The sequence below is a fragment of the Evansella sp. AB-rgal1 genome (genome assembly GCF_041820985.1).
Taxonomy (GTDB): Bacteria; Bacillota; Bacilli; order Bacillales; family Salisediminibacteriaceae; genus Evansella.
On record NZ_JBGUAU010000002.1, the window covers coordinates 1 to 25,361 of the forward strand.

Below are 25,361 nucleotides of genomic sequence, written 5' to 3' on the forward strand. Positions count from 1 at the left end.
GAGAGATAAAAATGGAATGGTCAGATTTAACTGAAGGTGCAAAGGCAGTGTTAGAACAAACTAGAAATATAAAAAATGATAAAATTCAAATTGTGGAATTTGAAGTAGGGTATGAACAATCGGAAGAGGATGCAGGAGATTCAGAACCTATTTCTATTCAAGAAGAGGATTATCAAAGCCTAAAACAATTTACACAAGAAAATGAATATGGTGATAAATACCATATGGCACGAAATAAAAATATTGTCAAAATAATTTTATTAGAGAAAGGGAAAATTCCTGATAACTTGTCAGAAATTCCGATATTTAAAGAATATAAAAACGAATAAGAACAAAGTATCTTTTATAGCAATATTTTACATAGGACTATTGCTTCATTTAGGTGACTCAGGAAGGAATGCCCTCTTGAGTCGCCTTTTTTCAATTCTATTACATTTAGAAGAATGAAGCCTTTTGAAACTTCTAGAGCTGAAAATGTTTTCTCATGAAAATAATAAAAAAAGGTTTCCATTTATTCAATTATGATGTAGCATATTTTTTAGGACTAACTCATAAGACAAAATAACAAATGTGAATTTTTCACTAAGTACTGTTATCTATATATTTTGAGTATTAGCCTACATAATTTTTCTATAATACAGTTGGATATCAATAAGACTTTCAAATGACAAAAATTAAAAAACATGACTAAATTACTTATAAAACTAGAACAAGGAGTGAAGGAACATGTTAAAGATTCAAGAGATACGTGAGTTGATTAAATTAATTGATGAGTCTAGTATTGAAGAGTTTAAATTTGAACAAAGTGGTTCTAAAGTTACTTTAAGAAAGAATGTAAACACAAAAGGTAGTTCAGTCCAACAAGTTAATGTGCCAACAGCTGCAACACATGCTACATCTCATGTAGCTGAACCAACAACTGTAAGGCAAGAGGAATTACAATCATCGATGGAAGAAAAAGTGGTTGCTGAGAAGGATACGAAGGAGCATAATTATCACACAATAAAATCTCCAATGGTGGGTACTTTTTATTCTGCCCCATCACCAGATTCATCTCCATATGTATCAATAGGTGATAAAGTAAAAGAAGATACAGTAGTATGTATTGTTGAAGCAATGAAATTAATGAATGAAATTGAATCTGAACTGAAAGGTGAAATTGTAGAGATACTTGCTGAAAATGGACAATTAGTTGAATACGGACAAGAGTTATTTTTAGTGAAACCAGAGTAGGGGATGAAAACATGATTAAGAAGGTTCTTATTGCAAATAGAGGAGAAATTGCTGTTCGAATTATTAGAGCATGTAAAGAATTAAATATTGAGACAGTAGCAGTTTTTTCCGAAGCAGATAGCGACTCTCTCCATGTACGACTTGCAGATGAAGCGTATTGTATAGGTCCGACACCTTCCGTTGATAGTTATTTAAATTTTACAAACATAATGAGTGTCGCTACATTAACGGAGGTAGATGCAATTCATCCAGGATATGGTTTCTTATCGGAAAATGCTGCCTTTGCTGAAATATGCGATGAATGTAATATTACTTTCATCGGTCCAACGCCAGATGCAATCAATCAAATGGGAACAAAAGATGTGGCTCGTACTACAATGAAAAATGCTGGTGTACCAGTCGTTCCAGGGTCAAATGGAATCATTGAAAATGTTGAAGATGGTGTGAAAATAGCGGGAGAAATTGGTTACCCTGTAATAATTAAAGCTACTGCTGGAGGCGGAGGGAAAGGAATCCGTGTAGCTCGTGATGAGTCTGAGCTGCGTAAAGGAATCTCTGTAACTCAGAAAGAAGCGAAAGCTAACTTTGGGAATTCTGGGGTCTATTTAGAAAAATATATAGAAGATTTCCGTCATGTTGAGATCCAAGTGTTAGCCGATAAACATGGAAATGTGATTCACTTAGGTGAAAGAGATTGTACGATTCAACGTCGACTGCAAAAACTTGTAGAGGAAACACCATCTCCTGCGTTGACAGAAGAGAAAAGACAAGAAATGGGAGATGCTGCTGTCAAGGCAGCAGTTGCTGTAAATTACGTTGGAGCAGGAACAATCGAATTTATTTATGACCATAATAATGGTGACTTTTATTTCATGGAAATGAATACTCGAATCCAAGTAGAGCATCCTGTAACAGAAATGGTAACAGGAATAGATTTAATAAAAGAACAGATATTAGTTGCTTCTGGAGAAAAGCTTTCCTATACTCAAGAGGAAGTCACTTTTAAAGGGTGGTCCATAGAGTGCAGAATTAATGCGGAAAATCCTGACAAAAACTTTATGCCATCTCCAGGGAAAATTTCTATGTATTTGGCTCCTGGTGGGTATGGAATTCGAGTAGATAGTGCGGTTTTTCCTGGTTACGTTATACCTCCATATTATGATTCTATGATTGCGAAGCTTATCACTCATGGAGACACGAGACAAGAAGCAATAGCAAAGATGAAACGTGCATTAAGTGAATTTGTCATAGAGGGTGTAGACACAACGATCCCATTTCATCTTCGGTTGTTTGATCATGAAGTTTTTGTTGGCGGTGACTTTAATACGAAATTTTTGGAACAATATTCTTTAAAGCCAGAAATAGAAGAGTAAAATCTTCAAAAGGAGGAGTCAACATGAAAGAAAATCAGTTAATTCATATTCCGGACGATAAGGACGAATTAGGTAAAGTAGAAATTTCCCCAGAAGTTATCGAAGTAATTGCGGGACTCGCAGCAACAGAGGTTGAAGGTGTAGGAACAATGCGTGGAAACTTTGCTTCAGGAGTTGTTGAAAGATTAGGTAAGAAAAACAATCATGGTAAAGGTGTAAAAGTTGAATTAAAACAAGAGGGTATTAATGTTGATGTTTATGTACTTATAAATTATGGTTTTTCTATTCCTGAAGTGTGTAAAAAAATTCAAGAGAACATTTATCAAACATTACAGAATATGACTTCTATCCAGCTCACAGAAGTCAATGTTCATGTAGTTGGTGTACAGCTTGAACAGCCAAAACAAGATTTAGAGCAAAGTAAAAAAGAGCAAGGTGCTTAAGCCAGGGGGTTTCCTTGGCTTTTCTCTTTTTTATTCTATGCGGGATAATTATGCGTTGATTGTTAATGGAAAACTGTCTAGTACTACTAACTTTGAGGGTTGATATTCATATGTTATAGTCTATATACTTTCCTGTGGGGAAACTGCATTGATTTCCCACGATTCCGCTTAAGAATAACCCACGCCTAGTATGTAAGGAGAGGTGTCTTTCAAAAAAATGAAGAAGGAAATAAAAATCAGCAATGGACAAACTGTTTTCTCACAAAAGTTTGTGCTATCATCATTAAAGGGAATAATAGGTATTAACTTTTACACATGTTAAGGAGTCGTTATAATGAATAGAAGAGTAGCACGAATTAAAGCTATACAATCTTTATATCAGGTGGAGATGACAGGTGTTTCATCTGAAGAAGCTATTACTACAGTATTAAATGAAGGGGAAGAAAAAACCCCATTTTTACATTCGATAGTAAACGGTACATTAGAACATTTGGAAGAAATCGATCAATTACTAGAAGGAGCGTTACAGAATTGGTCAATTTCTCGTGTATCGAGAGTTGATCGGGCAATATTGAGGATAGCTACGTATGAGATGAAGTGGCTAGACGATATTCCGATTAACGTAAGTATTAATGAGGCGATAGATTTAGCAAAAGGATTTAACGGTGAGGAAGAGCCTGGGAAGTTTGTCAATGGTGTATTATCAAAATTAGCTAAGTCTTTATAGAAATAACATTAGGGGGATAACGATGACAGCAACAATTATATCAGGAAAAGAACTTGCGAGAGAAAAACGGGAACAAATGAAGATAGAAGTGGAACAGTTGAAATCTCAGGGTATTGTTCCAGGGTTAGCAGTTATTTTGGTTGGAGAAGATCCAGCTTCACAATCGTATGTAAAGTCAAAGCAAAAATCTTGCTATGAAGTAGGGATACATTCTGAATTGGATGAAGTGTCAGTGTCTATTACTGAGGATGAGTTGTTACATAAAATAGACGTATTAAATAAAGCAGATCATATTCACGGTATTTTGGTGCAGCTTCCTTTACCTAGTCATATTTCCGAAAAAGCTGTTATAGAAGCTATTAACCCGAGTAAAGATGTAGACGGATTTCATCCTATCAATGTTGGAAGAATGATGACGGGTCAAGAAGCATTTCTCCCTTGTACACCATATGGAATTGTGGAAATGATTAAATCAAAAGGGATTGAATTAGAAGGGCAACAAGTAGTAGTAGTTGGTCGCAGTAATATCGTTGGTAAGCCAGTTGGACAACTTCTTTTAAATGAAAATGCAACAGTGACCTATTGTCATTCTCGTACTAAAAATATGAAACAAATTACGAGAACTGCCGATATTCTAGTTGTTGCAGTGGGGAAAGCGCATTTTATTAATAAAGAATACATCAAAGAGGGGGCAGTTGTGATTGACGTTGGTGTGAATCGTAATGAAGAAGGCAAGCTTGTAGGTGATGTTGTATTCGACGAAGCAAAGGAAGTTGCATCATACATCACACCTGTTCCCGGTGGAGTAGGACCGATGACAATTACAATGCTCTTATATAATACTATTGTTTCTGCAAAACGACTTGTAAGTAAGGGGTAGTGGGATGAGCCGAGACTATATGTCCGTTAGTGATTTAACAAAAAGGATTAAAAGTCTAATTGATCGAGACACTCTCTTACAAAATGTATGGATTCGTGCAGAAATATCTAACTTTAAATGGCATTCTAGGGGACATATGTATTACACACTAAAAGATGATAAATCGAGAGTGAACGCTGTTATGTTTGCTGGAAATAATCAGTTTTTGAAATTCACACCTGAAAACGGGATGAATGTCCTTGTACGGGGAGATATTTCTGTTTACGAACCTCATGGTCTATACCAGTTATATGTTAAAGAAATGCAACCAGATGGCATTGGAAGTTTATATCTAGCATTTGAAGAGTTAAAGAAAAAATTAGAAATGGCAGGATATTTTTCAAAGGATATAAAGAAACAAATTCCATCTATTCCGCAGTCAATTGCTGTAATTACCTCCCCAACAGGAGCTGCTGTTAGAGATATAATTACTACTTTGGAAAGAAGGTTCCCATTAACAAAGGTAACGTTGCTACCAGCTTTAGTACAAGGCCCCAATGCTGCACCGTCTATAGCAAGAGCTATCAATCAGGCCAATGTTGCTAGCACGTTCGATGTAATAATCGTAGGTCGTGGGGGCGGTTCTTTAGAGGAACTATGGGCTTTTAATGAACAAATTGTTGCTGAAGCAATTTATAATTCACATATCCCAGTTATTTCTGCGGTTGGGCATGAAACAGATATTACAATTAGTGATTTTGTAGCTGATTTACGTGCTGCAACTCCTACTGCTGCAGCTGAATTAGCTGTACCTGATATAGGAGAACTGATGGTTAGAATACAGGATAGAAAAGACCGAGTCATCCGAGCGATGGACAGAAAAATAGAAAATCTAAAAGAACGATTAAATTATATGTCAAAGTCTTATGCTTTTCGTTATCCACAACAACTTTTAGAACAGAAAGAGCAGGATTTAGATAGGTTAGTTGAAAGTATGCAAAAAATAGTCAATCAAAAGATAGATAAGCAGACTACTAGCTTGGGGAACTTGAATTCCCGAATTGTTCGATTACATCCTGAACATCGAATAATGGGTGAAAAGAAAAAACTAAAGACGAATAGTGAATTACTCATGAAGTCATTTAATGCGCTTGTTTCACATAAGAAAAATAACTATGGACTTTTGATATCGAAACTCAATGTATTAAATCCCCTTAACGTAATGGAGAGAGGGTACAGCCTTGTATACAATGAAGAAGATAAATTAATTAAAAGTGTGCATGACACAGAAACGAACTCTAATATTACGATACAACTTCGAGACGGAAAATTACATTGTCAAATTCATAGTAGTAAAGAAGAGGAATTACCACAAGCGAAATGGAGTGTTAAGTATGAGCGATAAGAAAGAACTTACGTTTGAAGAGGCTATGGACAAACTTGAAGCGGTTGTGAATAAACTTGAAGAAGCTGATGTTCCATTAGAAGAAGCTATTACAATGTTTCAAGAGGGAATGCATCTATCAAAGTATTGTCATGATAGATTACAGCAAGTTGACAAGAAAATGACAGAGGTCTTAACGGAAGACGGTGAACTAAAACCATTTTTTGTAGAGGAGAAATCGGAGTGACAGAAACTTTCTTAACGTTTATAGAAAAAGAGAAAGAGGAACTAGATAGACGACTTCCTGCCTTAATTGATTCATTAAACATTTCTAATACACTTAAACAGTCCATGACTTACTCATTAAAGGCTGGAGGGAAACGTTTAAGACCAATGTTGTTACTAGCAACACTTAGTGGTTATAATAAACCACTAGATTTAGGGTATGATGTTGCAGCTGCTATTGAAATGATACATACCTATTCCTTAATACACGATGATTTACCTGCTATGGATGATGATGATCTTCGAAGAGGAAAGCCAACGAATCATAAAGTCTATGGTGAAGCTATGGCTATTTTAGCAGGTGACGGTCTGTTAACTTACAGTTTTCAATGTTTATCATCATTACATTTAGATAGTGAAATGAAAGTAAACTTAATTTTTGAAATTGCGAAAGCAGCAGGTCCATTAGGGATGGTAGGTGGACAAGTTGCTGACATCGAGGGAGAAAATAAGGAATTAAATGTTGACCAATTAGAAGAAATTCATAATAGGAAAACAGGAGAATTACTTGGAGTTTCTGTAGTTGCAGGCGCTATACTTGCAGGCGTTTCCGATGGAGAAAGGCATTCATTAAAGCTTTTTGCCAAACACTTAGGTATAGCTTTTCAAATAAAGGACGACATTTTAGATGTCGAAGGTGATCAACAAATAATCGGGAAGCCTGTAGGTAGTGATGAACAAAATAATAAAAGTACATATCCAAAGATCTTAGGTATGGATGGAGCAAAGGAAAAATTGTCGTACCATATAGAACACGCAAAAAAATACTTATATGAGACAAGCATGAATCATACATTATTAGAAGAATTAACAAATTATATCGAATCAAGGTCAAGATAATGTATGTCTTCTCCTATTTCTATTTTTGATTTCCATTCTTACATTTATCTTTTTTTCAATTGGAAAAGGTATACTGTTAAAGAAATGGTTGTACGTTGTGTAAACAAAATATCTCATGTTATAATAGATCTACCGAGTGGTGCTGTATTCTAGTCAGTTCTCCATTTTCGAAAGCGGGCCTAAAAATCCGCTAAAGGGCACATCGATGAAGTTCCTAGTTTTGGCTTGAGGCGCCCAGCTTTGGGTCTCAACTGGGAGTAAAGGTGGTAGGGCGATCCACAATGGCATGTGGGCGTTGACCCTGCAACCGCGGAGGCCTTTCGTTATGGCGACCGTTCCCGCGGAAAGCTATAACAAAGGTATGAACCTGCATTGCAAGTTGGGGAACTTGTAAGCAGCGTAGCCTGCCTTGAGTGGAGTTTGAGGGGATTATAGATGCTAGGTTGTATACACAGCAATCATCTATATGAAATCTACTCTGCAAAAGAGGATAGAAAATGGCAAAGAACTGCTGAGGAAAACTCCTAGACTGTTCCGCACGGACATTTGAAGAGGATTATAGTGCGTACTAAGTGGTAATCCAGTCTGACGTTTGGTGACAGCGTCAAGTTAGGTTTAATGGGAAACCGCCATAGCGGCGACGCTAAGGTACTTAACTGGGAAAACCTACTGGACCTAAGACGCAGTTTTTACTCTTAAAATGACCACTCGGATACATATCTTATAATAGCAATTAGTTTATTGCAGAAGATAGGAACGATGTTTTATAATGAAGGAATCTGTGAAAAAATCTTTAAGTTGGAGTGTTATAGTAGCCGTTATCACACTGGTGTTAGCGGCTATTTTTGCGATTGTTTCCACCTCCATTTTAAGTGGAGTAAGTTGGGCAGTTGGAATGGTCATTGTTTTTCTTATTGTATTAATTGGTGTATTATTTGATACGATAGGAGTAGCTGCAACTGCAGCGAATGAAAAACCTTTCCATGCTATGGCAGCTGAAAAATTAAATGGTGCAAAACAAGCGGTACATATTACAAGAAATGCAGATCGTTTTGCAAATTTCTGTAATGATGTAATAGGTGATATTTCCGGTGTCATTAGTGGCACAGCTTCTGCATACGTTGTTTTACGCTTGTCCATGCAATTAGGACATGATGAAGGATCAAACTTTCAATTGATAGCATCTATCTTGTTTACAAGTGTTGTTGCAGCACTAACTGTAGGTGGGAAATCAGTTGGAAAAACACTAGCAATACAGTACTCAACGGAAATCATTTATCATGTGGGTAGATTATTTTACTTTTTAGAGGTAAAATTGAAAATAACCATATTTAATGGTAAGAAACGTAAAAAGAATGGAAATAAGAATAATAAAAGAAAGTGAGGGTTTTTCTTGGATTTGTCTAGCATTAAAGACCCAGCATTGCTTAAGAAATGCAGCAAAACCGAACTGGAAGACCTTGCACAGGACATAAGGCATTTCTTAATAGAAAAATTATCAGTAACAGGTGGGCATTTAGGGCCCAACTTAGGTGTTGTTGAATTGACTTTAATTCTTCACCAATTATTCGAGAGTCCGAGAGATAAAATCATTTGGGATGTAGGACATCAGGCATATGTTCATAAAATATTAACTGGTCGTGCTAACCAATTTGATCAATTAAGACAATACAAAGGCTTATGTGGATTTCCTAAACGCTCTGAAAGTGAACATGATGTATGGGAAACTGGCCATAGCTCAACTTCTCTTTCTGCTGCAATGGGAATGGCAGTTGCAAGGGATATTAAAGGAACGAATGAGAAGATCGTTGCTGTGATTGGCGATGGAGCTTTAACGGGCGGTATGGCGTTAGAAGCTCTTAATCATATTGGTCATGAACAGAAAGACTTAATTGTTGTTCTAAATGATAACGAAATGTCTATTGCTCCTAATGTAGGTGCACTCCATAATGTGTTAGGAAGACTACGAACAGCAGGTAAATATCAAAAAGCAAAAGATGAATTAGAGATGTTGTTGAAACGAATTCCTGCTTTCGGTGGCAGAATTGCTTCGACTGCTGAACGTGTAAAAGATAGCTTGAAGTATTTACTCGTTTCAGGAATTTTCTTCGAAGAATTAGGGTTTACTTACTTAGGACCTGTAGATGGACATGATTTAGATGATCTTACCACAAATTTTAATTATGCAAAAAAAACTAAGGGGCCAGTTATCATTCATGTTATTACAAAAAAAGGTAAAGGCTACGCTCCTGCAGAAAACGATGCATTAGGAACTTGGCATGGTTTAGGACCTTATAAAATGGAGTCTGGAGAAGTAGTAAAAAAACCAGGACCTCCAAGTTATAGTGGTGTGTTTGCAAATACATTAAAAAAGGTAGCTCGTGAAGATAAACGTGTGGTCGCTTTAACTGCAGCAATGCCTGGTGGAACTAAATTAGACGTTTTTGCTAATGAGTTTCCTGACCGTATGTTTGATGTAGGAATTGCAGAACAACATGCTACTACAATGGCAGCAGGATTAGCTACACAAGGCTTAAAACCTGTATTTGCAGTCTACTCTACCTTCTTACAACGCGGTTATGATCAAGTTGTACATGATGTTTGTCGTCAAAATTTAAATGTGTTCTTTGCGATAGATCGTGCCGGTTTAGTAGGTGCGGATGGAGAAACCCATCAAGGTGTATTTGATATTTCATATTTAAGACACTTGCCTAATATGAAAATACTGATGCCGAAGGACGAAAACGAATTGCAGCATATGATTTATACTGCAGTATGTTATGATGACGGTCCAATTGCTGTTCGTTATCCACGAGGAAATGGCTATGGCGTAAAAATGGATGATGAATTAAAGCAAATACCAATAGGGAAATGGGAAATACTGAAAGAAGGAAACGATTTAACTATCCTTACATTTGGTACTACTATACCGATAGCGCTTGAAGCAGCAGAACTACTTGAAAAAGAAGGTATTTCTGTAGATGTTGTAAATGCCCGATCGATTAAACCAATGGATGAAGAAATGCTAGCAGAATTGGCATTAAAAAACCGACCAATTCTTACAGTTGAAGAAGCCGCACTACAAGGTGGCTTTGGAAGTGCTGTTTTAGAGTATTTTCATGATAATGGATTTCATTCAACAGTTGTTGAGAGAATGGGAGTTCCAGACCGATTTATTGAACACGGAAGTGTAAAAGAGCTTTGGGAAGAAATCGGACTAACCTCACAAAATATCATAAAATCTGTTGAAAAAATAATTCCAAGAAAGAGACAAAGAGCTTAATCACCATGGATAAAAAACAAAGAATTGATGTTTTATTAGTTGATAAAGGTCTAATTGATACAAGGGAAAAAGCAAAGCGCTCCATTATGGCTGGAATTGTTTATGCGGATGGAGAAAGGATTGATAAGCCAGGAACTAAGGTGAAAGAAACATCATACCTTGAGGTGAAAGGTCCAACAATTCCTTATGTAAGTCGTGGTGGGTTAAAATTAGAAAAAGCTATTGAAGCATTCGACATTGACTTACAAGATAAAATAGTAATTGATATCGGTGCTTCAACAGGTGGGTTTACAGATTGTGCTTTACAAAATGGAGCAAAACTTGTTTATGCTGTAGATGTTGGATATAATCAACTTGCTTGGAAGTTAAGACAAGACGAACGTGTTGTGGTTATGGAAAGAACCAATTTTCGTTATGTAACCCCTGAAAATTTTCAAATAGGCTCACCTGAATTTGCGACAATTGATGTTTCTTTTATTTCATTAAAACTAATCTTGCCTGTGCTTAAAAACATTTTAACTCCTTGTGGGCACGTATCAGCTTTAATTAAACCTCAGTTTGAGGCTGGGCGGGAACAAGTTGGGAAAAAAGGTATTGTCAGAGATCCAAAAATTCATGAACAAGTTCTCAAAACAATTGTATCTTTTGCTACGAATTGTGGATTTTCCGTAAAAGGGTTAGTTCCTTCACCAATACGCGGTGGCGAAGGAAATATCGAGTTTTTGATCTACTTATCCACTGAACTGAACGGAGAAAATTATGTGGATGATAAAAGAATGGAAGATGTCGTCAAAGAAGCACATCAATAAATACATGGCACCAGTTGATGCTGGTGTCTTTTTTTGACGAATTTATTTGAAATTTGTAAAAGAATTACGTTTATTAGTTGGACCTATTACTGTATACTTATTAATAAATACAATGAATATTTGTATAAATATTAAATTCGTATCCTATCAAGTGAAGCGATTTTGTTGATAATTAATGGAGGAATAACATGAATAAAGGGCAAAGACACATTAAAATTCGTGAAATAATAACAAATCAAGAAGTGGAGACTCAAGATGATTTGGTCCAACAATTAAGAAATAGTGGTTTTAACGTTACTCAAGCAACGGTTAGTAGAGACATAAAGGAATTACAGTTAGTAAAGGTACCAATGATGGATGGACGATACAAATACAGTCTTCCAGCTGATCAAAGGTTTAATCCATTGCAAAAATTAAAAAGGGCGTTAATGGATAGTTTTGTATCAGTTGATTACTCTAACAATTTAATTGTTATGAAAACGCTCCCTGGCAACGCAAATGCGGTTGGGGCGTTAATAGACAACTTAGATTGGAATGAAGTGTTGGGTACTATTTGTGGTGATGATACGATACTAATAATTTGCCGTGATTCCGGACAAACAGAGGAAGTCAGTGAACGGTTCTTGAATATGCTATAAATAAAATGTAATGAACAGGTAAAAGAAGTATTATATAAAGGATGTGAAAGGTCTTGTTAATGGAGCTATCAATCCGAAACTTCGCTATTATTGATCACATTACTATTCCTTTTGAAAAAGGTCTAACTGTTTTAACTGGTGAAACAGGGGCGGGGAAGTCGATTATTATTGATGCAATTGGTCAATTAATAGGTGGGAGAGGTTCAGTAGAATATGTGCGTCATGGAAGTAAACGAGCAGAAATAGAAGGTATTTTCTCTATTGTAGATCCTAAAGAAATAATGGGTTTGATAAAGGATCTTGATATTGAGATTGATGAAGATGAAACAATTATTTTAAAAAGGGAAATAACACAACAAGGCAAAAGTGTCTGTCGTATCAATGGAAAGCTTGTTACATTAGCTGTTCTGCGTCAATTTGGTCAAGCTTTAGTTGATATACATGGTCAGCATGAGCATCAGTATTTACTTCAAGAAGATAAACATCGATTTTTATTAGATCGCTTCTCAGAGCAGGTTATATCTGATGCGAAGAGAGAATATGAAAATGTATTCCAAACCTTTATTGATCAAAGAAATAAGGTGAGCCAAGTTTCAGAAAATGAACATGAAATAATGCAAAGGTTAGACCTTCTACAATTTCAGCAAAAAGAAATTAATGAGGCAAAATTAAAACCAGATGAAGATATAATATTGTTAGAAGAAAAGAAGAGATTAGATTATAGTGAGGACTTGTATAAATCTGTCCATCGTTCATATGAAGCATTGTATGGTGAACAGAAAGGCTTAGAATGGACAATGGTGGCAATGAATGAAATGGTAGATGCTGCTACTATGGATGAAAAGCTTGTTCCTCTTAAAGAAACGATTACAAATAACTATTATCTTTTAGAGGAAGTAGCGTATTCTCTAAGGAATTATTATGAGAATATTGAGTTCGATCCTGATCGACTAAATGATATTGAAGCAAGGTTAAGCGAGATTAATACTTTAAAACGAAAATATGGAAAAGAAACTGTAAATGACATCCTAGAGTATGTAGAAAGTCTAGATAAAGAGATAGATACCTTGAAGAATCGTGATGAGCGATTGCAACAATGGCAAAACGAATTACTTACAATAGCCAAGGAATTGCTAATTGTAGGAAAACGTTTGACAGATCTTCGTAAAAAAGCAGCTATTCAATTAAAAGACTCCATCCAAACGGAACTCATTAATTTATATATGAAAGATACAAATTTTGAAGTAGAGTTTAACGAAAACCAAATAGAAGTAGAAGAAATAATTAATATCAAAAAACGTCTTCCTATTTCTAAGAAAGGGATTGATTCTCTACATTTTCTTGTTTCAACAAATAAAGGGGAACCACTCAAACCATTAGCTAAAATTGCTTCTGGTGGTGAGATGTCTAGAATTATTTTAGCGCTCAAGACAATCTTGGCATCTCATGAAGGGGTAACTTCGCTTATATTTGATGAAGTTGATACTGGTGTAAGTGGTCGTGTTGCTCAAGCTATTGCGGAAAAAATACATGAAATATCTTTCGGTTCTCAAGTACTATGTATTAGTCATTTACCACAAGTTGCAGCTATGGCAGACAATCATTTATTTATTGCAAAAGAAACAAATGGTGACAGAGTTGTTACTTCTGTTAGAAGATTAAAGAAATCTGAACAAATAGAGGAAATTGGCAGAATGATATCGGGAGTGGAAATAACGGATTTAACGAGAGAACATGCTAAGGAATTACTTATTCGCGCTCAACAATCGAAGCAATAATTACCTATTCATTGAAAAGCTATCCAAATAAGGTTAGCTTTTTTCTTTTTCTGATGTTATAAATGATGTGAATCAAGGCAAAATTAGTAGTACAGCCATGGTGGAGGTGTAGGTTATAACGAGGAGAGTGAATAAGGTTGAATAAAAATTTGATAAAAAAGTGTGTAGGTGCAATTCTCCTTGTGTTATTGTTCTCTGCTGCATTTTATCCTCCACTCCAACATTATATTGAAACACCACATCACCTTGTCTTTTTTGAAGGTCAGGAATATAATGTACCAACTTCGATACCTGCATTAGCTACTAATAATGCATCAATTGAAATTGAAACTGAGGATGGAGTTACTAAATTAAAGGGGAAGCAAGCAGATAAATCTTCTGTTCAATTTGGGATTGGGAAAATTCCACTACGTTCGATGGATGTTACTGTCCTTCCGGAGCTAAAAGTGATACCAGGAGGACAATCTATTGGAGTAAGAGTACAAACAGAAGGTGTGTTAGTTGTGGGACATCACCTCATTGAAACTCAAGATGGAAGTGTATCACCAGGAGAAATAGCAGGAATAGAAGTTGGAGATATTATTACAAAGATGAACGGGGTTAAAATTGAAGAGATGAATGATATAAACCCTGTCGTCCAGGACTCAGGGGAGATAGATGGGCCTATACAAGTAGAGATTAAACGGGATGGAAAATCATATAAAAAAGAATTACAACCAATTAAAGGTAAAACGGATGAAAACTTTCGTTTAGGTTTGTATATTCGTGATTCAGCAGCAGGGGTAGGAACACTAACATTTTACGAACCGCAGTCAAAAAAATATGGAGCGCTAGGTCATGTAATTTCGGATATGGATACAAAAAAACCAATAGAGGTAAATGAAGGAGAAATAGTAAGTTCTAAGGTAACTTCTATTGAAAAAGGTATGACAGGGGAACCAGGTGAGAAACTTGCAAGATTTTCAAGTGATCGAAAAGTATTAGGTGATATACAAAAGAATAGCCCTTTTGGGATATTCGGAAAACTTCACGATGATATAGATAATGGAAAACTGAATAAACCTATGGATATTGGTCTTTCTCACCAAGTAAAGGAAGGACCTGCAGAGATTTTAACAGTAGTTGAGGGCGATAAAGTTAAACGATTTGATATTGAAATTGTCAGTAGTACAGAACAAAAATTTCCTGCTACAAAAGGAATGGTAATTAAAGTAACAGATCCTGAATTAATTGAAGCAACAGGTGGAATTGTTCAAGGTATGAGTGGTAGTCCTATTATTCAAAATGACCGTATTATAGGTGCAGTTACTCACGTCTTTGTAAATGATCCAACTTCTGGTTACGGTTGCCATATTGAATGGATGCTACAAGAAGCAGGAATTGATATATATGAAACAGATAAGTCCAAGGCGAGTTAATTCATACTCGTCTTTTTTTTATGGGTTGTATATAATGAGTCTACCCTGAAAATACGTGTATCAGATTATCTGGTAATTCTATTTTTGTTGGTTTGTATTCCATTCGCTTCAGTCCACTCCTTTCCGTGGGGAGTTGCCGATCCTCCTCGAAGAATTCCGCTTAAGTACATGCCCACGTCCTGTGGACAACGGCGTCATGTCGCCATCCTGGCTTCGTTCTGCGGTGTCTCGCCTTTACTCTGCTTCCCACAGGAGTTCGTGGACTTGCGCTCATTCCATATAAAGTGAAGAGTACTAACTATATACTCATAACGTATTTTCATCCGCCAATGTGCAAATTTTTTGGTTTCGTGGGAGTCGTCGACTATTGAAAAATCTATCCAATATAAAGTAATTATGATAAGATATAAATACAAATAAAGATTTTTCGACAAATGCACATCTCGTGTGTTGGTATTAATCGAATGTGGTCGAAAAACAGAGCTATAATGAATAAACAAGAGAAAAAATAACTTTTTATAGAAAAAATGAAAAAATAAAAAGGTATACACTTTAGTTTGTCGAATATGTGTTATGACAGAAATTAATTATGAGTGGGAGGAAGTTTTTGTGAAAAACGTAAGAGTTTGTATTGCAGATGATAATCGAGAGTTAGTAATGCTTTTAGAAGATTATATTAATTCTCAAGAGGATATGGAAGTTATAGGTAAGGCATATAATGGACAAGAGTGTTTAGAACTTGTGGAGGAGAACGAAACTGATGTTCTTATTCTTGATATCATTATGCCACATTTAGATGGTCTAGCGGTTTTGGAGAAGTTAAATGAAAGACAACTTACAAAACGCCCAAATATAATTATGTTAACTGCCTTTGGACAAGAAGATGTTACTAAAAAAGCTGTTGAACTAGGGGCCGCATACTACGTTTTAAAACCTTTTGATATGGATACATTAATGAATAAAATTCGTGACGTAAGTGGAAATTCCTCCGCCTACATTAAACCAACAACTACTTCATCTATTCGCAGAGAAAATAAACCAATGAATTTAGATGCAAGCATCACTAGTATTATTCACGAAATTGGAGTTCCGGCACACATTAAAGGTTATATGTATTTAAGAGAAGCTATTACTATGGTTTATAACGATATTGAATTATTGGGATCCATCACAAAGGTGCTATACCCAGATATCGCTAAGAAATTTAATACAACAGCAAGTCGTGTAGAAAGAGCGATTCGCCATGCAATTGAGGTTGCTTGGAGTCGTGGGAACATTGAATCAATCTCTAAAATGTTTGGGTATACAGTGAGTGTATCTAAAGCAAAACCAACAAACTCAGAGTTTATTGCAATGGTTGCAGATAAACTTCGAATTGAACATAAAGTGAGCTAAGCAGAAAATAAAAGGAAGGTATCTCAAGGGATGAAAGATTCTCTTTTGAGATACCTTCTTTTTTTATGAATTCGTCCTCATGCTTTTACAATATATTGACCATACTAAAGAAAGATATGTAAATCATTATAATGTATCGGAGGGAAAAACATGGAGAGTCTTATTGTTGGCAATAGTTATTGTGGTAAAGTAACAAAGCAATTGTTACATCGAGTTCCCCCTCATTCGATCATTATAGTAGAACATGAGGACATAGATTTAGTTGCAGCAGAGGATATGGTAAGAAAAAAAGTGAAAGCAGTTATTAATACAAAGGTTTCCATGAGTGGTAATGTTCCTCGAACTGGAATGATGCATTTGCAGGAAAATGATATACCTGTTTTTGATATAAGTTTAACAATGGAAGAATTAGAAGATGATTATAACTATATAAAAATTGAAAACAATAAATTGTTTAAAAAGCGTAATAGTACTTGGACTTTGTTAGGAACAGTTACCTTATATGACCACGAAAGAATTACAAGTAAACAACAGCAAGGAAAATACCAATTTCAGAACCTTTTCAGAAAGTTTGCGATGAATAGCTTAGATTTTGCTTCTTTTGAAATAGAATCTTTTATAGATGCTGTGCAATCTCTACCAAAATTAACTGATATAGAGGGTAAATTAGTATTTTTAGTTGCAAGAGGGGGAGGAGTTCAAGAAGATTTAAGAATGATAAGACCATTTATTAAGCATAACGAATGTATTGTTATTGCTGTAGACGGAGCATCAGGTGTACTTTATGAACATCAAATAAAACCAAATTATATTGTAGGAGATATGGATTCAATATCCTCTGATGCAAATAGGTATACTAGTACTTTTATCGCTCACTCATATATGGACGGTAAAAGTCCTGGTAAATCAAGACTAGAACAACTATCCGTAGAATGTACATCGATACCTTTTCCTGGTATTAGTGAAGATCTAGCACTTATGTTAGCTTATGTTTCTGACGCATTACATATTTATACGTTAGGTTGTAGAAACTCGTTTGTAGAATTAATTGAAAAAGGTAGAAAAGGAATGGGATCCACTTTATTAACACGAATGTATGCCGGTGAGAAAATATCGGATATAAAAGGAATTAATCAATGGTTATGCTTTCAATCAGGTTATCCCTTCCCAGAAACTTCCTTCATAAAAGATTATTTTAATGTAACGAAGGAGTATTAAATAATGAAAGTAGATGTAATTATTCCTGCCTTTAATGAAGCCAAACATATAAAGGACACACTAGAGTCCATAAATAGATTATCTTGGGTAAATGAGATCATTGTTGTAGATGATGGAAGTTGTGATGAGACATATTCCATTGCAAAATTATATTGTACAAAAGTACTACAACACAAACATAATAAAGGTAAGATGACTGCCGTATTCACCGGACTTTCCTATGTCCGTGGTGAGTGGATTATGATATTGGATGCGGACTTGGGTAGTACTGCTTGTGAAGCGCAAAAACTATTACCAGCAATACAAAATAATGTTGCAGACATGACTGTTGCCATCTTTCCTGAATTTTCGAAAAAGGGATTTGGCATAGTGAAGCGGCGAGTAAGAAATGTAATACTACGTAAGACTGGTAAGAGATTATTAGCTCCATTATCAGGACAACGCTGCTTTCATAGACGATGGATACCCTTTATTGTAAATGAAAAAGGCTATGGTTTTGGACTGGAAATGTTAATGAATATAGTTTTTCTAAATAATGGAGCTGTGATCAAGGAAATTCAAACAAACATGAATCATCGGTTAACAGGGAAAAATATGGAGGGATTTTATCACCGAGCAAAACAATGGTTAGAAATGGAGAAAACACTATGGAATCATTAGTAATTTTGGGTGTCCTAGTAATATTTATGTTTTTTTATGTATCTTTTATTTTTAAAGACTATGGACTATCGGTGAAAAATTATAAGGGGTTACTAGTTCCGTATAGCATAGGATTTATCTTCGTAGTACTACTATCTGGTGATTATCTATTCACTAATTATTTGGTGATAGACAAATATACGTATCACTATGTTTTTTTTATTTGGTTATTGGGCTTTATTGACGATTGTTTTGGATCTCAGTTTCCTAAAGGGATAAAAGGGCACTTTTCTATATTATTTAGAGAAAAAGAAGTTACGACAGGGTTAATTAAGGCTGTAGGTGTTGTGGCTTTCTCCATATATTATCTAGTCATGAAAACAGATATGACTCCGACTTCTCTTTTAGTTTTCGCGTTACTTGTATTATTTCCTCATACGATGAATTTGTTAGATACAAAGCCCTTAAGGGTTTGGAAAATAACAGCTGTTACTACTGTTGTTCCCTTTTTCCTTCTCTCAGAAAGAGATGCATTTTTTATTTTCCTATTTCTTGTAGTATGTATGTGGGCTATTTTTGAGTCGAGAATGAAGGCCATGTTGGGGGATAATGGTGCTATGATTACTGGATCTGTAGGCGCAATCGTTGCTTTACAATTTAATAGTACTTTTTACACTTTGTGTCTTGTGTTTTTCTGTGTCTTCATTACGGTTGTAGCAGAGAAGATTTCCATTCAATCTTGGTTGGAAAGAACACCAGTATTTCGACAAATAGATCAGTTGGGTAGAAAAAGTTAGTATGTTGGAGTGATTATAGTTTTCAGCATGAATTCTTAGTTAGTGGTAAGAAGGTACCGAATTGAAACCAGGACGAACCGATTAACAATTTAAGGGTGACTTCGAAAAGTATTGTTAGACTTTTTGAATCACCCTTTGCTATTTCGTAACCCTTTTTTATTTTAGCTATGTTAAAGGACAAAATTGATATATGTGCCATGTTGATATTTACGGAAGGGGCGAGACTCCTAAGGGGTACGGCCCAGGCGAGAGCCCCACACCGAGGTATGACCGAAAAGGCTTGCGGTTCGCCCCAAGGAAATCAGAAACCTTATATATAGTATAACTTAATATCAACGTGTAACAGGGCATTTATTTAGTTATTGCTTCCGAAAACGAGGTGCTACTTTATTGTTTTTACGATCACGATGCAAAATAAATCCACCAATAAACCAAACTCCAAATACTAGTGCGATACACCCTACCATGAATTGTACGAAAAGTGAATCGAATGGCCATATATATTGTTGAAAGAGAGTATCCCTCATAAGCTTAATTCCATATCCTGCAATAAATCCAGGAATAAGTAAAATACATAATGCTAAAAAACGTTGGATTGTCATAATATGTTCCTTCCTACATTGAATTGATGACTTTTCTATTATTTTATAGTAAGGACGTGATACTAGCAACGATATATGAAATAATTCATGAAATCTTTGTTACAAGATTTATTTTTTTTCTATAGAAAATCATGTATAGTATAGAAATGGTGTATGAAAAAAATTGCACACCTCGGGGATAGGAGGAATGTCATGAAAAATATACTAATAATTGGAGCTGGTAGAGGAGGTACTTCGTTATTAAAACTACTGATGGAAACGGAGCAATTTCATATTGCTGGAGTAGTTGACCGAAACAGAGAGAGTTCCGGTTTATTGTTGGCTAAGTATCATGGGATTCCAATATATCAAGATTGGAAAATTGCTATAAGTGAACTAGAACCAATTGATATTATCATTGAAGCTACCGGAAACAAAGGTATTCTTCAGCGAATTAGTCATAAAATCAAGGATATGGCTATTACCTTAATTCCTAGCTCGGTGGCTTCTATCCTATTTTACTTAATTGAAGAAAAAGAACACTTAATTGATGAAGTGCTTCAGCAGAACTCTAAACTGGATATGATTGTAAATTCCACTCATGATGGAATGATTGCTATTGATATACATAATCAAATTACTCTAATTAATAAACGTGCGGAAGAGATGGCAGATTTAATTAAAGAAGGAGTAATTGGTAAAGATATAAGAAAGATAATGCCTACAAGTAAGCTCCCACGAGTGATTAAAACAGGTAAAACGGAAATAAATCAGCATCAAATTATCGGCAAAGACCGTTCTATTCTTACCACTCGCGTTCCAATGTTTAAAGGAAACGAATTATTTGGTGCTTTAGCTGTTTTCCGCGATATAACGGAAATTGTTAACATGGCAGAGGAAGTAACAAACTTAAAAAGTATTCAAGAAATGCTTGAAGCAATCATTCAATCATCGAATGATGCTATTTCTGTAGTTGATGAACATGGGAAGGGCTTGTTAATAAATCCTGCCTATACAAAATTAACAGGACTTAAAAGAGACGCAGTAATTGGAAAACCAGCAAATATTGATATTTCCGAGGGAGAAAGTATGCATATGCGTGTCTTACAAACCGGAAAACCTGTTAGAGGTGTTAAAATGAAGGTTGGTGCTAGTCGAAAAGATGTAATTGTTAACGTGGCCCCTGTAATTGTAGATAAAAAATTAAAAGGTAGTGTTGCAGTTATTCATGATATGTCAGAGATAGAGTCATTAACAACAGAATTAGAACGAGCAAAGCAAATTATTCGCACACTAGAAGCGAAGTATAGTTTTTATGATATAATTGGAAATTCTGAAGAACTACAAATAGCGATACAACAAGCAAAAATGGCTGCCATTACACCTGCAACAATACTACTACAAGGAGAAAGTGGAACTGGAAAAGAGCTATTTGCTCATGCTATACATAACGCAAGCAAACGAAAATATAACAAATTTATTCGTGTGAATTGTGCAGCTATATCTGAAACATTACTAGAAAGTGAATTGTTTGGGTATGAAGAAGGAGCTTTCTCTGGTGCGAAGCGTGGTGGGAAGAAAGGATTATTTGAAGAAGCGAATGGAGGTAGTATTTTCTTAGATGAAATCGGTGAAATCTCTCCTCAGACTCAAGCGAAATTACTAAGGGTTTTACAGGAACAAGAGATAGTAAGAGTGGGCGGTACTAAGGCGATCTCCATTGATATAAGAATAATTGCTGCAACAAATGTAAATATGGAAGAGAAATTAGAGAAAAAAGAGTTTCGGAACGATCTATATTTTCGCTTAAACAGAATGCCGATTCATATCCCTGCATTAAGAAGAAGAAAGGAAGATATCCCAAGTCTTTGTGACCATCTTCTCATAAAATTAAATCAAGATTATGGGAGGAATGTGGAAGGTGTGACTAAAGAAGCTCGGAATAGACTCCAATTATATCACTGGCCAGGAAATGTTAGGGAATTAGAAAATATTTTAGGAAGAGCAATTATTCATATGCAATTGCACGAGAAGTTCATTGATATACAACATCTTCCTCAATTAGATAGTAAAGAAGAACCGGTGAAAAATACATTTGAACATCCTTCATATTACAATTCAAGTAAAACGCTTCAACTAATCATGGAGGAGACAGAGCAAGGTATCATTCGAACTGCACTACAGGAGAATGGTGGAAATAAAACGAAAACCGCAAAACAACTAGGAGTGTCCATTCGTAATTTATATTATAAATTGGACAAATATCATAATTCATAGAAATGCACTATCGTGCATGCAAAAAAATGCAAGTTACTGAAAAATTCTGCATGTTTTATTTTGATTTACACTATTAATCGGTTAATGTCTCGTATTTTTGATGTTGGCATAAAAATTGCATATTATATAACTGTAGTAATATGGAAGGAAGGTGGGTTCTCAGTGACGTTGGAAGAATTAATAACAGCAATTCAGGAACGTAAGAATTGTCAAAGAATTGTTGTAGCTCATGCAACACATATTTCATTATTTTATGCAGCGAAGAAGGCAATAGAGTTGAAATTAGCTGATTTTATATTCGTGGGACCTAAAGAAATAATGTCAGAGTTAAAAACCGAAGCTGGGCTCTCTCAAACAACTGATAAAGTGTTTCGATTATTAGAAGCACAAGATGAGCAAGAATCTTCCAGAATTGCAGTGGAAATGGTTGCTAAAGGAGAAGGGGATGTATTAATGAAAGGAATGGTTTCTACCTCTCTTCTTTTAAAAGCAGTATTAAATAAAGAATTTGGATTAAGGTCAGGTAATGTCCTTTCTCACTTAGCAGGCTTTTCCATTCCGAATAAAGAAAATATGATATTTCTTACTGATGCTGCTATGAATATATCTCCTAATTTACAGGAGAAGGTACAAATAGTCCAAAATGCAGTGGAGGCAGTTAGAAAAATAGGAATTAATAAACCCAAAGTGGCCGTAATCGCAGCTGTAGAGACTGTAAATCCAGCAATGGAAGCAACGATAGATGCAGCGTCTTTGACAGTGATGAACAAACGAAATCAAATAAAGAACTGCGTTATAGACGGTCCTTTAGGGTTTGATAATGCTGTTTCTTTGGAAGCTGCAGAACAAAAAGGGATACGTTCAGAAGTGGCTGGTCAAGCTGATATAATCGTAGCCCCTTCTATTGATGTAGGGAATGTTTTATATAAGTCGTTAACGATATTTGGAAATGCAACTGTCGGTGGAATGATCGTTGGAGCGAGATCACCAATTGTACTAACATCAAGAGCTGACTCTGTGGAAAGTAAAGTTTTTTCAATGGCGATGGCCGTAAGTACATCGTTGAAATAAAAATAAAGGATGAATTTTGAGGAGGAATACTAGTGGAATTATTTAAGTATATGGAGACATATGATTACGAACAAGTTGTAGTTTGTCAAGATAAGGAATCAGGATTAAAGGCGATAATTGCTATTCATGATACAACGCTTGGCCCAGCACTAGGTGGTACAAGAATGTGGACATACGAATCAGAAGAGGCTGCATTTGAGGATGCACTCCGATTAGCAAAGGGTATGACTTATAAAAATGCAGCTGCAGGTTTAAATTTAGGCGGGGGGAAAACTGTAATTATTGGTGACCCAAGAAAAGACAAAAATGAAGCAATGTTTCGTGCATTTGGACGTTTTATTCAAGGGTTGAATGGTAGATATATTACAGCTGAAGATGTTGGAACTACGGTAGAAGACATGGATCTTGTTTACCAGGAAACAGATTATGTAACAGGTATTTCACCAGCGTTTGGTTCTTCTGGAAATCCATCTCCAGTAACCGCATATGGGGTATATGTTGGTATGAAGGCTGCTGCAAAAGAAGCTTTCGGAACGGATTCGTTAGAAGGAAAACGAGTGGCAGTCCAAGGGGTAGGAAATGTAGCCTTTACTTTATGCCGTCATTTGCACGAAGAAGGTGCGAAGCTAATTGTTACAGATATTAATAAAGAAGCAGTTCAACGTGCGGTGGATGAATTTGGAGCTACTGCCGTAGATACAAATGACATTTATAGTGTCGATTGCGACATTTATTCACCTTGTGCACTTGGTGCCACGATTAATGACGAAACAATCCCTTTATTGAAGGCTAAAGTAATTGCAGGAGCCGCGAATAATCAATTGAAAGAAACAAAGCATGGTGATACTATCCAAGAGTTAGGGATAGTGTATGCGCCTGATTATGTTATTAATTCTGGTGGTGTAATTAACGTTGCTGATGAATTATTAGGATATAACCGAGAACGTGCGTTAAAAAAAGTGGAAACTATATATGATAGTATATCTAAGATATTTGATATATCGAAGCGTGATAATATTCCAACTTATGTTGCAGCTGATAGAATGGCAGAAGAGCGTATGGAAACAATGCGGAAGTCACGAAAACAGTTTTTAAAAAATGGAATGAATATTTTAAGTCGTGGGAGATAACTAGTAGAACTAATTTGGAAGACGATGATTCAAAAAGTACTTTTGAATCATCACCTCCTCTTAAGAAAAGGAAGGGAAACAAGTGGAACTTAATAATTTTCGAATTTTAGCTATAAATCCCGGTTCAACCTCCACAAAAATTGGAGTATTTGATAACGAAAGAATGATTATGGAAGAAACAATTCGACATGATCGTGATATCATAGGTAGTTTTGATTCTATCATTCATCAATATCCTTTTCGCAAACAAACAATCCTTGAAACATTAGATAAATATAATATTAATTTATCTAAGTTATCTGCCGTGGTAGGACGTGGGGGGTTATTACGTCCTATTGAGGGAGGCACGTATGCAGTTAATGAACAAATGCTTGAAGACCTTCGCGTTGGTTATTCAGGACAACATGCATCAAATTTAGGTGGAATCGTGGCAAATGAAATTGCCGAACAACTCAATATACGTGCTTATATTGTAGACCCAGTTGTAGTGGATGAAATGGAACCGATTGCAAAAATTTCAGGGTTTTCGGATATCGAACGAAAGAGTATTTTTCATGCTTTAAATCAAAAAGCAGTTGCTCGACGTGTTGCAGAGGAATTAGATAAATCCTACAGTGACTTGAAATTAATTGTTGTTCATATGGGTGGGGGAATCACGGTAGGTGTACATAAATATGGTAAAGTGATTGATGTTAATAACGGTTTACATGGAGAAGGACCTTTTTCTCCTGAGAGAGCAGGTACTGTTCCTGCAGGAGACCTTGTTGCAATGTGCTATTCTGGAGAATATTATGCTGATGAAATAATGAAAAAAATTGTTGGGCAAGGTGGTTTAGTAGGATATTTAGGTACAAATGATGCTGTAGAAGTAGAGAACAGGATTTCAAAAGGTGATGAAAAATCAGAACAGGTTTATGAAGCGATGGCATATCAAGTCGCAAAGGAAATTGGAGCTGCAGCAGTGGTATTATCTGGTGAGGTTGATGCTATCGTTTTAACTGGCGGTCTTGCTTATGGAAAACAGTTTGTTAAGAAGATTATTAATCGAATTAACTGGATAGGACCTGTATTAGTGAAGCCTGGTGAAAATGAGCTTCAAGCATTAGCAGAAGGAGCACTAAGAGTATTACGAGAAGAAGAAAATGCGAAAGAATATAAATTCTAAATATAAATAAAGGATTTT

24 protein-coding genes are annotated in these 25,361 nt (G+C 35.6%); 23 read left to right on the forward strand and 1 reads right to left on the reverse strand.

The annotated features are described in order from the left end of the window. The first annotated feature begins 11 nt into the window (after positions 1-11). The 19 genes from ACERII_RS01525 to ACERII_RS01615 all read left to right on the forward strand — a co-directional run bounded on the left by ACERII_RS01525 (position 12) and on the right by ACERII_RS01615 (position 19,119). Positions 12-329 carry a hypothetical protein gene (locus ACERII_RS01525; RefSeq protein ID WP_373639914.1) on the forward strand — a complete coding sequence of 106 codons (318 nt, stop codon included), beginning with the start codon at positions 12-14 and terminating at the stop codon, positions 327-329. A 397-nt stretch (positions 330-726) separates the two neighbouring features. After that, positions 727-1,233 (forward strand): acetyl-CoA carboxylase biotin carboxyl carrier protein, encoded by a 507-nt coding sequence (gene accB / locus ACERII_RS01530; protein ID WP_373639666.1) that lies wholly within the window; start codon positions 727-729, stop codon positions 1,231-1,233. 11 nt (positions 1,234-1,244) lie between these two features. Further along, on the forward strand, positions 1,245-2,606 hold the full coding sequence (gene accC, locus ACERII_RS01535; protein ID WP_373639667.1) for an acetyl-CoA carboxylase biotin carboxylase subunit: 1,362 nt from the start codon (positions 1,245-1,247) through the stop codon (positions 2,604-2,606). 23 nt (positions 2,607-2,629) lie between these two features. Next, a complete protein-coding gene (locus ACERII_RS01540; protein WP_373639668.1) occupies positions 2,630-3,049 on the forward strand; it encodes an Asp23/Gls24 family envelope stress response protein in 420 nt (139 codons plus the stop codon). A 334-nt stretch (positions 3,050-3,383) separates the two neighbouring features. Continuing rightward, positions 3,384-3,776 (forward strand): transcription antitermination factor NusB, encoded by a 393-nt coding sequence (gene nusB, locus ACERII_RS01545; RefSeq protein ID WP_373639669.1) that lies wholly within the window; start codon positions 3,384-3,386, stop codon positions 3,774-3,776. A 22-nt stretch (positions 3,777-3,798) separates the two neighbouring features. Further along, the gene (gene folD / locus ACERII_RS01550; RefSeq protein ID WP_373639670.1) at positions 3,799-4,656 is read left to right on the forward strand and encodes a bifunctional methylenetetrahydrofolate dehydrogenase/methenyltetrahydrofolate cyclohydrolase FolD; all 858 of its coding nucleotides are present in this window, start codon (positions 3,799-3,801) and stop codon (positions 4,654-4,656) included. A 4-nt stretch (positions 4,657-4,660) separates the two neighbouring features. Continuing rightward, complete coding sequence (gene xseA, locus ACERII_RS01555) at positions 4,661-6,040, forward strand: exodeoxyribonuclease VII large subunit (protein WP_373639671.1); 1,380 nt, start codon at positions 4,661-4,663, stop codon at positions 6,038-6,040. Next, positions 6,030-6,266 carry an exodeoxyribonuclease VII small subunit gene (locus ACERII_RS01560; RefSeq protein WP_373639672.1) on the forward strand — a complete coding sequence of 79 codons (237 nt, stop codon included), beginning with the start codon at positions 6,030-6,032 and terminating at the stop codon, positions 6,264-6,266. Before xseA ends, ACERII_RS01560 begins: the two co-directional genes overlap by 11 nt. Then, positions 6,263-7,144 carry a polyprenyl synthetase family protein gene (locus ACERII_RS01565; protein ID WP_373639673.1) on the forward strand — a complete coding sequence of 294 codons (882 nt, stop codon included), beginning with the start codon at positions 6,263-6,265 and terminating at the stop codon, positions 7,142-7,144. The genes ACERII_RS01560 and ACERII_RS01565 overlap by 4 nt, the downstream gene beginning before the upstream one ends. A gap of 769 nt (positions 7,145-7,913) precedes the next feature. Next, positions 7,914-8,528 (forward strand): CNNM metal transporter family protein, encoded by a 615-nt coding sequence (locus tag ACERII_RS01570; protein WP_373639674.1) that lies wholly within the window; start codon positions 7,914-7,916, stop codon positions 8,526-8,528. Positions 8,529-8,537: 9 nt separating this feature from the next. Continuing rightward, positions 8,538-10,427, forward strand: coding sequence for a 1-deoxy-D-xylulose-5-phosphate synthase (gene dxs / locus ACERII_RS01575; RefSeq protein ID WP_373639675.1), 1,890 nt, complete (start codon positions 8,538-8,540; stop codon positions 10,425-10,427). Positions 10,428-10,432: 5 nt separating this feature from the next. After that, entirely contained in the window at positions 10,433-11,236 is an 804-nt protein-coding gene (locus ACERII_RS01580) for a TlyA family RNA methyltransferase (protein ID WP_373639676.1), read from the forward strand. A gap of 188 nt (positions 11,237-11,424) precedes the next feature. Further along, complete coding sequence (gene ahrC / locus ACERII_RS01585) at positions 11,425-11,874, forward strand: transcriptional regulator AhrC/ArgR (protein ID WP_373639678.1); 450 nt, start codon at positions 11,425-11,427, stop codon at positions 11,872-11,874. A gap of 53 nt (positions 11,875-11,927) precedes the next feature. After that, positions 11,928-13,652: a DNA repair protein RecN gene (gene recN, locus ACERII_RS01590; protein ID WP_373639679.1), complete on the forward strand. Its 1,725-nt coding sequence runs from the start codon at positions 11,928-11,930 to the stop codon at positions 13,650-13,652. A 137-nt stretch (positions 13,653-13,789) separates the two neighbouring features. Next, the gene (gene spoIVB / locus ACERII_RS01595) at positions 13,790-15,070 is read left to right on the forward strand and encodes a SpoIVB peptidase (RefSeq protein ID WP_373639680.1); all 1,281 of its coding nucleotides are present in this window, start codon (positions 13,790-13,792) and stop codon (positions 15,068-15,070) included. A gap of 609 nt (positions 15,071-15,679) precedes the next feature. Continuing rightward, positions 15,680-16,465 carry a sporulation transcription factor Spo0A gene (gene spo0A / locus ACERII_RS01600; protein ID WP_373639681.1) on the forward strand — a complete coding sequence of 262 codons (786 nt, stop codon included), beginning with the start codon at positions 15,680-15,682 and terminating at the stop codon, positions 16,463-16,465. 150 nt (positions 16,466-16,615) lie between these two features. Continuing rightward, the gene (gene steA / locus ACERII_RS01605) at positions 16,616-17,683 is read left to right on the forward strand and encodes a putative cytokinetic ring protein SteA (protein ID WP_373639682.1); all 1,068 of its coding nucleotides are present in this window, start codon (positions 16,616-16,618) and stop codon (positions 17,681-17,683) included. 3 nt (positions 17,684-17,686) lie between these two features. Next, positions 17,687-18,343 (forward strand): glycosyltransferase family 2 protein, encoded by a 657-nt coding sequence (locus tag ACERII_RS01610; protein WP_373639683.1) that lies wholly within the window; start codon positions 17,687-17,689, stop codon positions 18,341-18,343. Continuing rightward, positions 18,331-19,119, forward strand: a complete 789-nt coding sequence (locus tag ACERII_RS01615) for a hypothetical protein (protein WP_373639684.1) — start codon at positions 18,331-18,333, stop codon at positions 19,117-19,119. The genes ACERII_RS01610 and ACERII_RS01615 overlap by 13 nt, the downstream gene beginning before the upstream one ends. Positions 19,120-19,478: 359 nt before the next feature. Here ACERII_RS01615 and ACERII_RS01620 read toward each other — a convergent pair whose 3' ends face one another. After that, a complete protein-coding gene (locus ACERII_RS01620; RefSeq protein ID WP_373639915.1) occupies positions 19,479-19,715 on the reverse strand; it encodes a DUF2627 domain-containing protein in 237 nt (78 codons plus the stop codon). A gap of 198 nt (positions 19,716-19,913) precedes the next feature. Here ACERII_RS01620 and ACERII_RS01625 point away from each other — a divergent pair, with 198 nt between their 5' ends. The 4 genes from ACERII_RS01625 (at position 19,914) to buk (ending at position 25,343) form a co-directional block, all read left to right on the forward strand. Then, positions 19,914-21,977, forward strand: coding sequence for a sigma 54-interacting transcriptional regulator (locus tag ACERII_RS01625; RefSeq protein WP_373639685.1), 2,064 nt, complete (start codon positions 19,914-19,916; stop codon positions 21,975-21,977). A gap of 162 nt (positions 21,978-22,139) precedes the next feature. Beyond that, positions 22,140-23,048: a bifunctional enoyl-CoA hydratase/phosphate acetyltransferase gene (locus tag ACERII_RS01630; protein WP_373639686.1), complete on the forward strand. Its 909-nt coding sequence runs from the start codon at positions 22,140-22,142 to the stop codon at positions 23,046-23,048. A 32-nt stretch (positions 23,049-23,080) separates the two neighbouring features. Further along, positions 23,081-24,178, forward strand: coding sequence for a branched-chain amino acid dehydrogenase (gene bcd, locus ACERII_RS01635; protein ID WP_373639688.1), 1,098 nt, complete (start codon positions 23,081-23,083; stop codon positions 24,176-24,178). An 82-nt stretch (positions 24,179-24,260) separates the two neighbouring features. Further along, positions 24,261-25,343, forward strand: a complete 1,083-nt coding sequence (gene buk, locus ACERII_RS01640; protein WP_373639689.1) for a butyrate kinase — start codon at positions 24,261-24,263, stop codon at positions 25,341-25,343. Positions 25,344-25,361 lie beyond the last annotated feature (18 nt).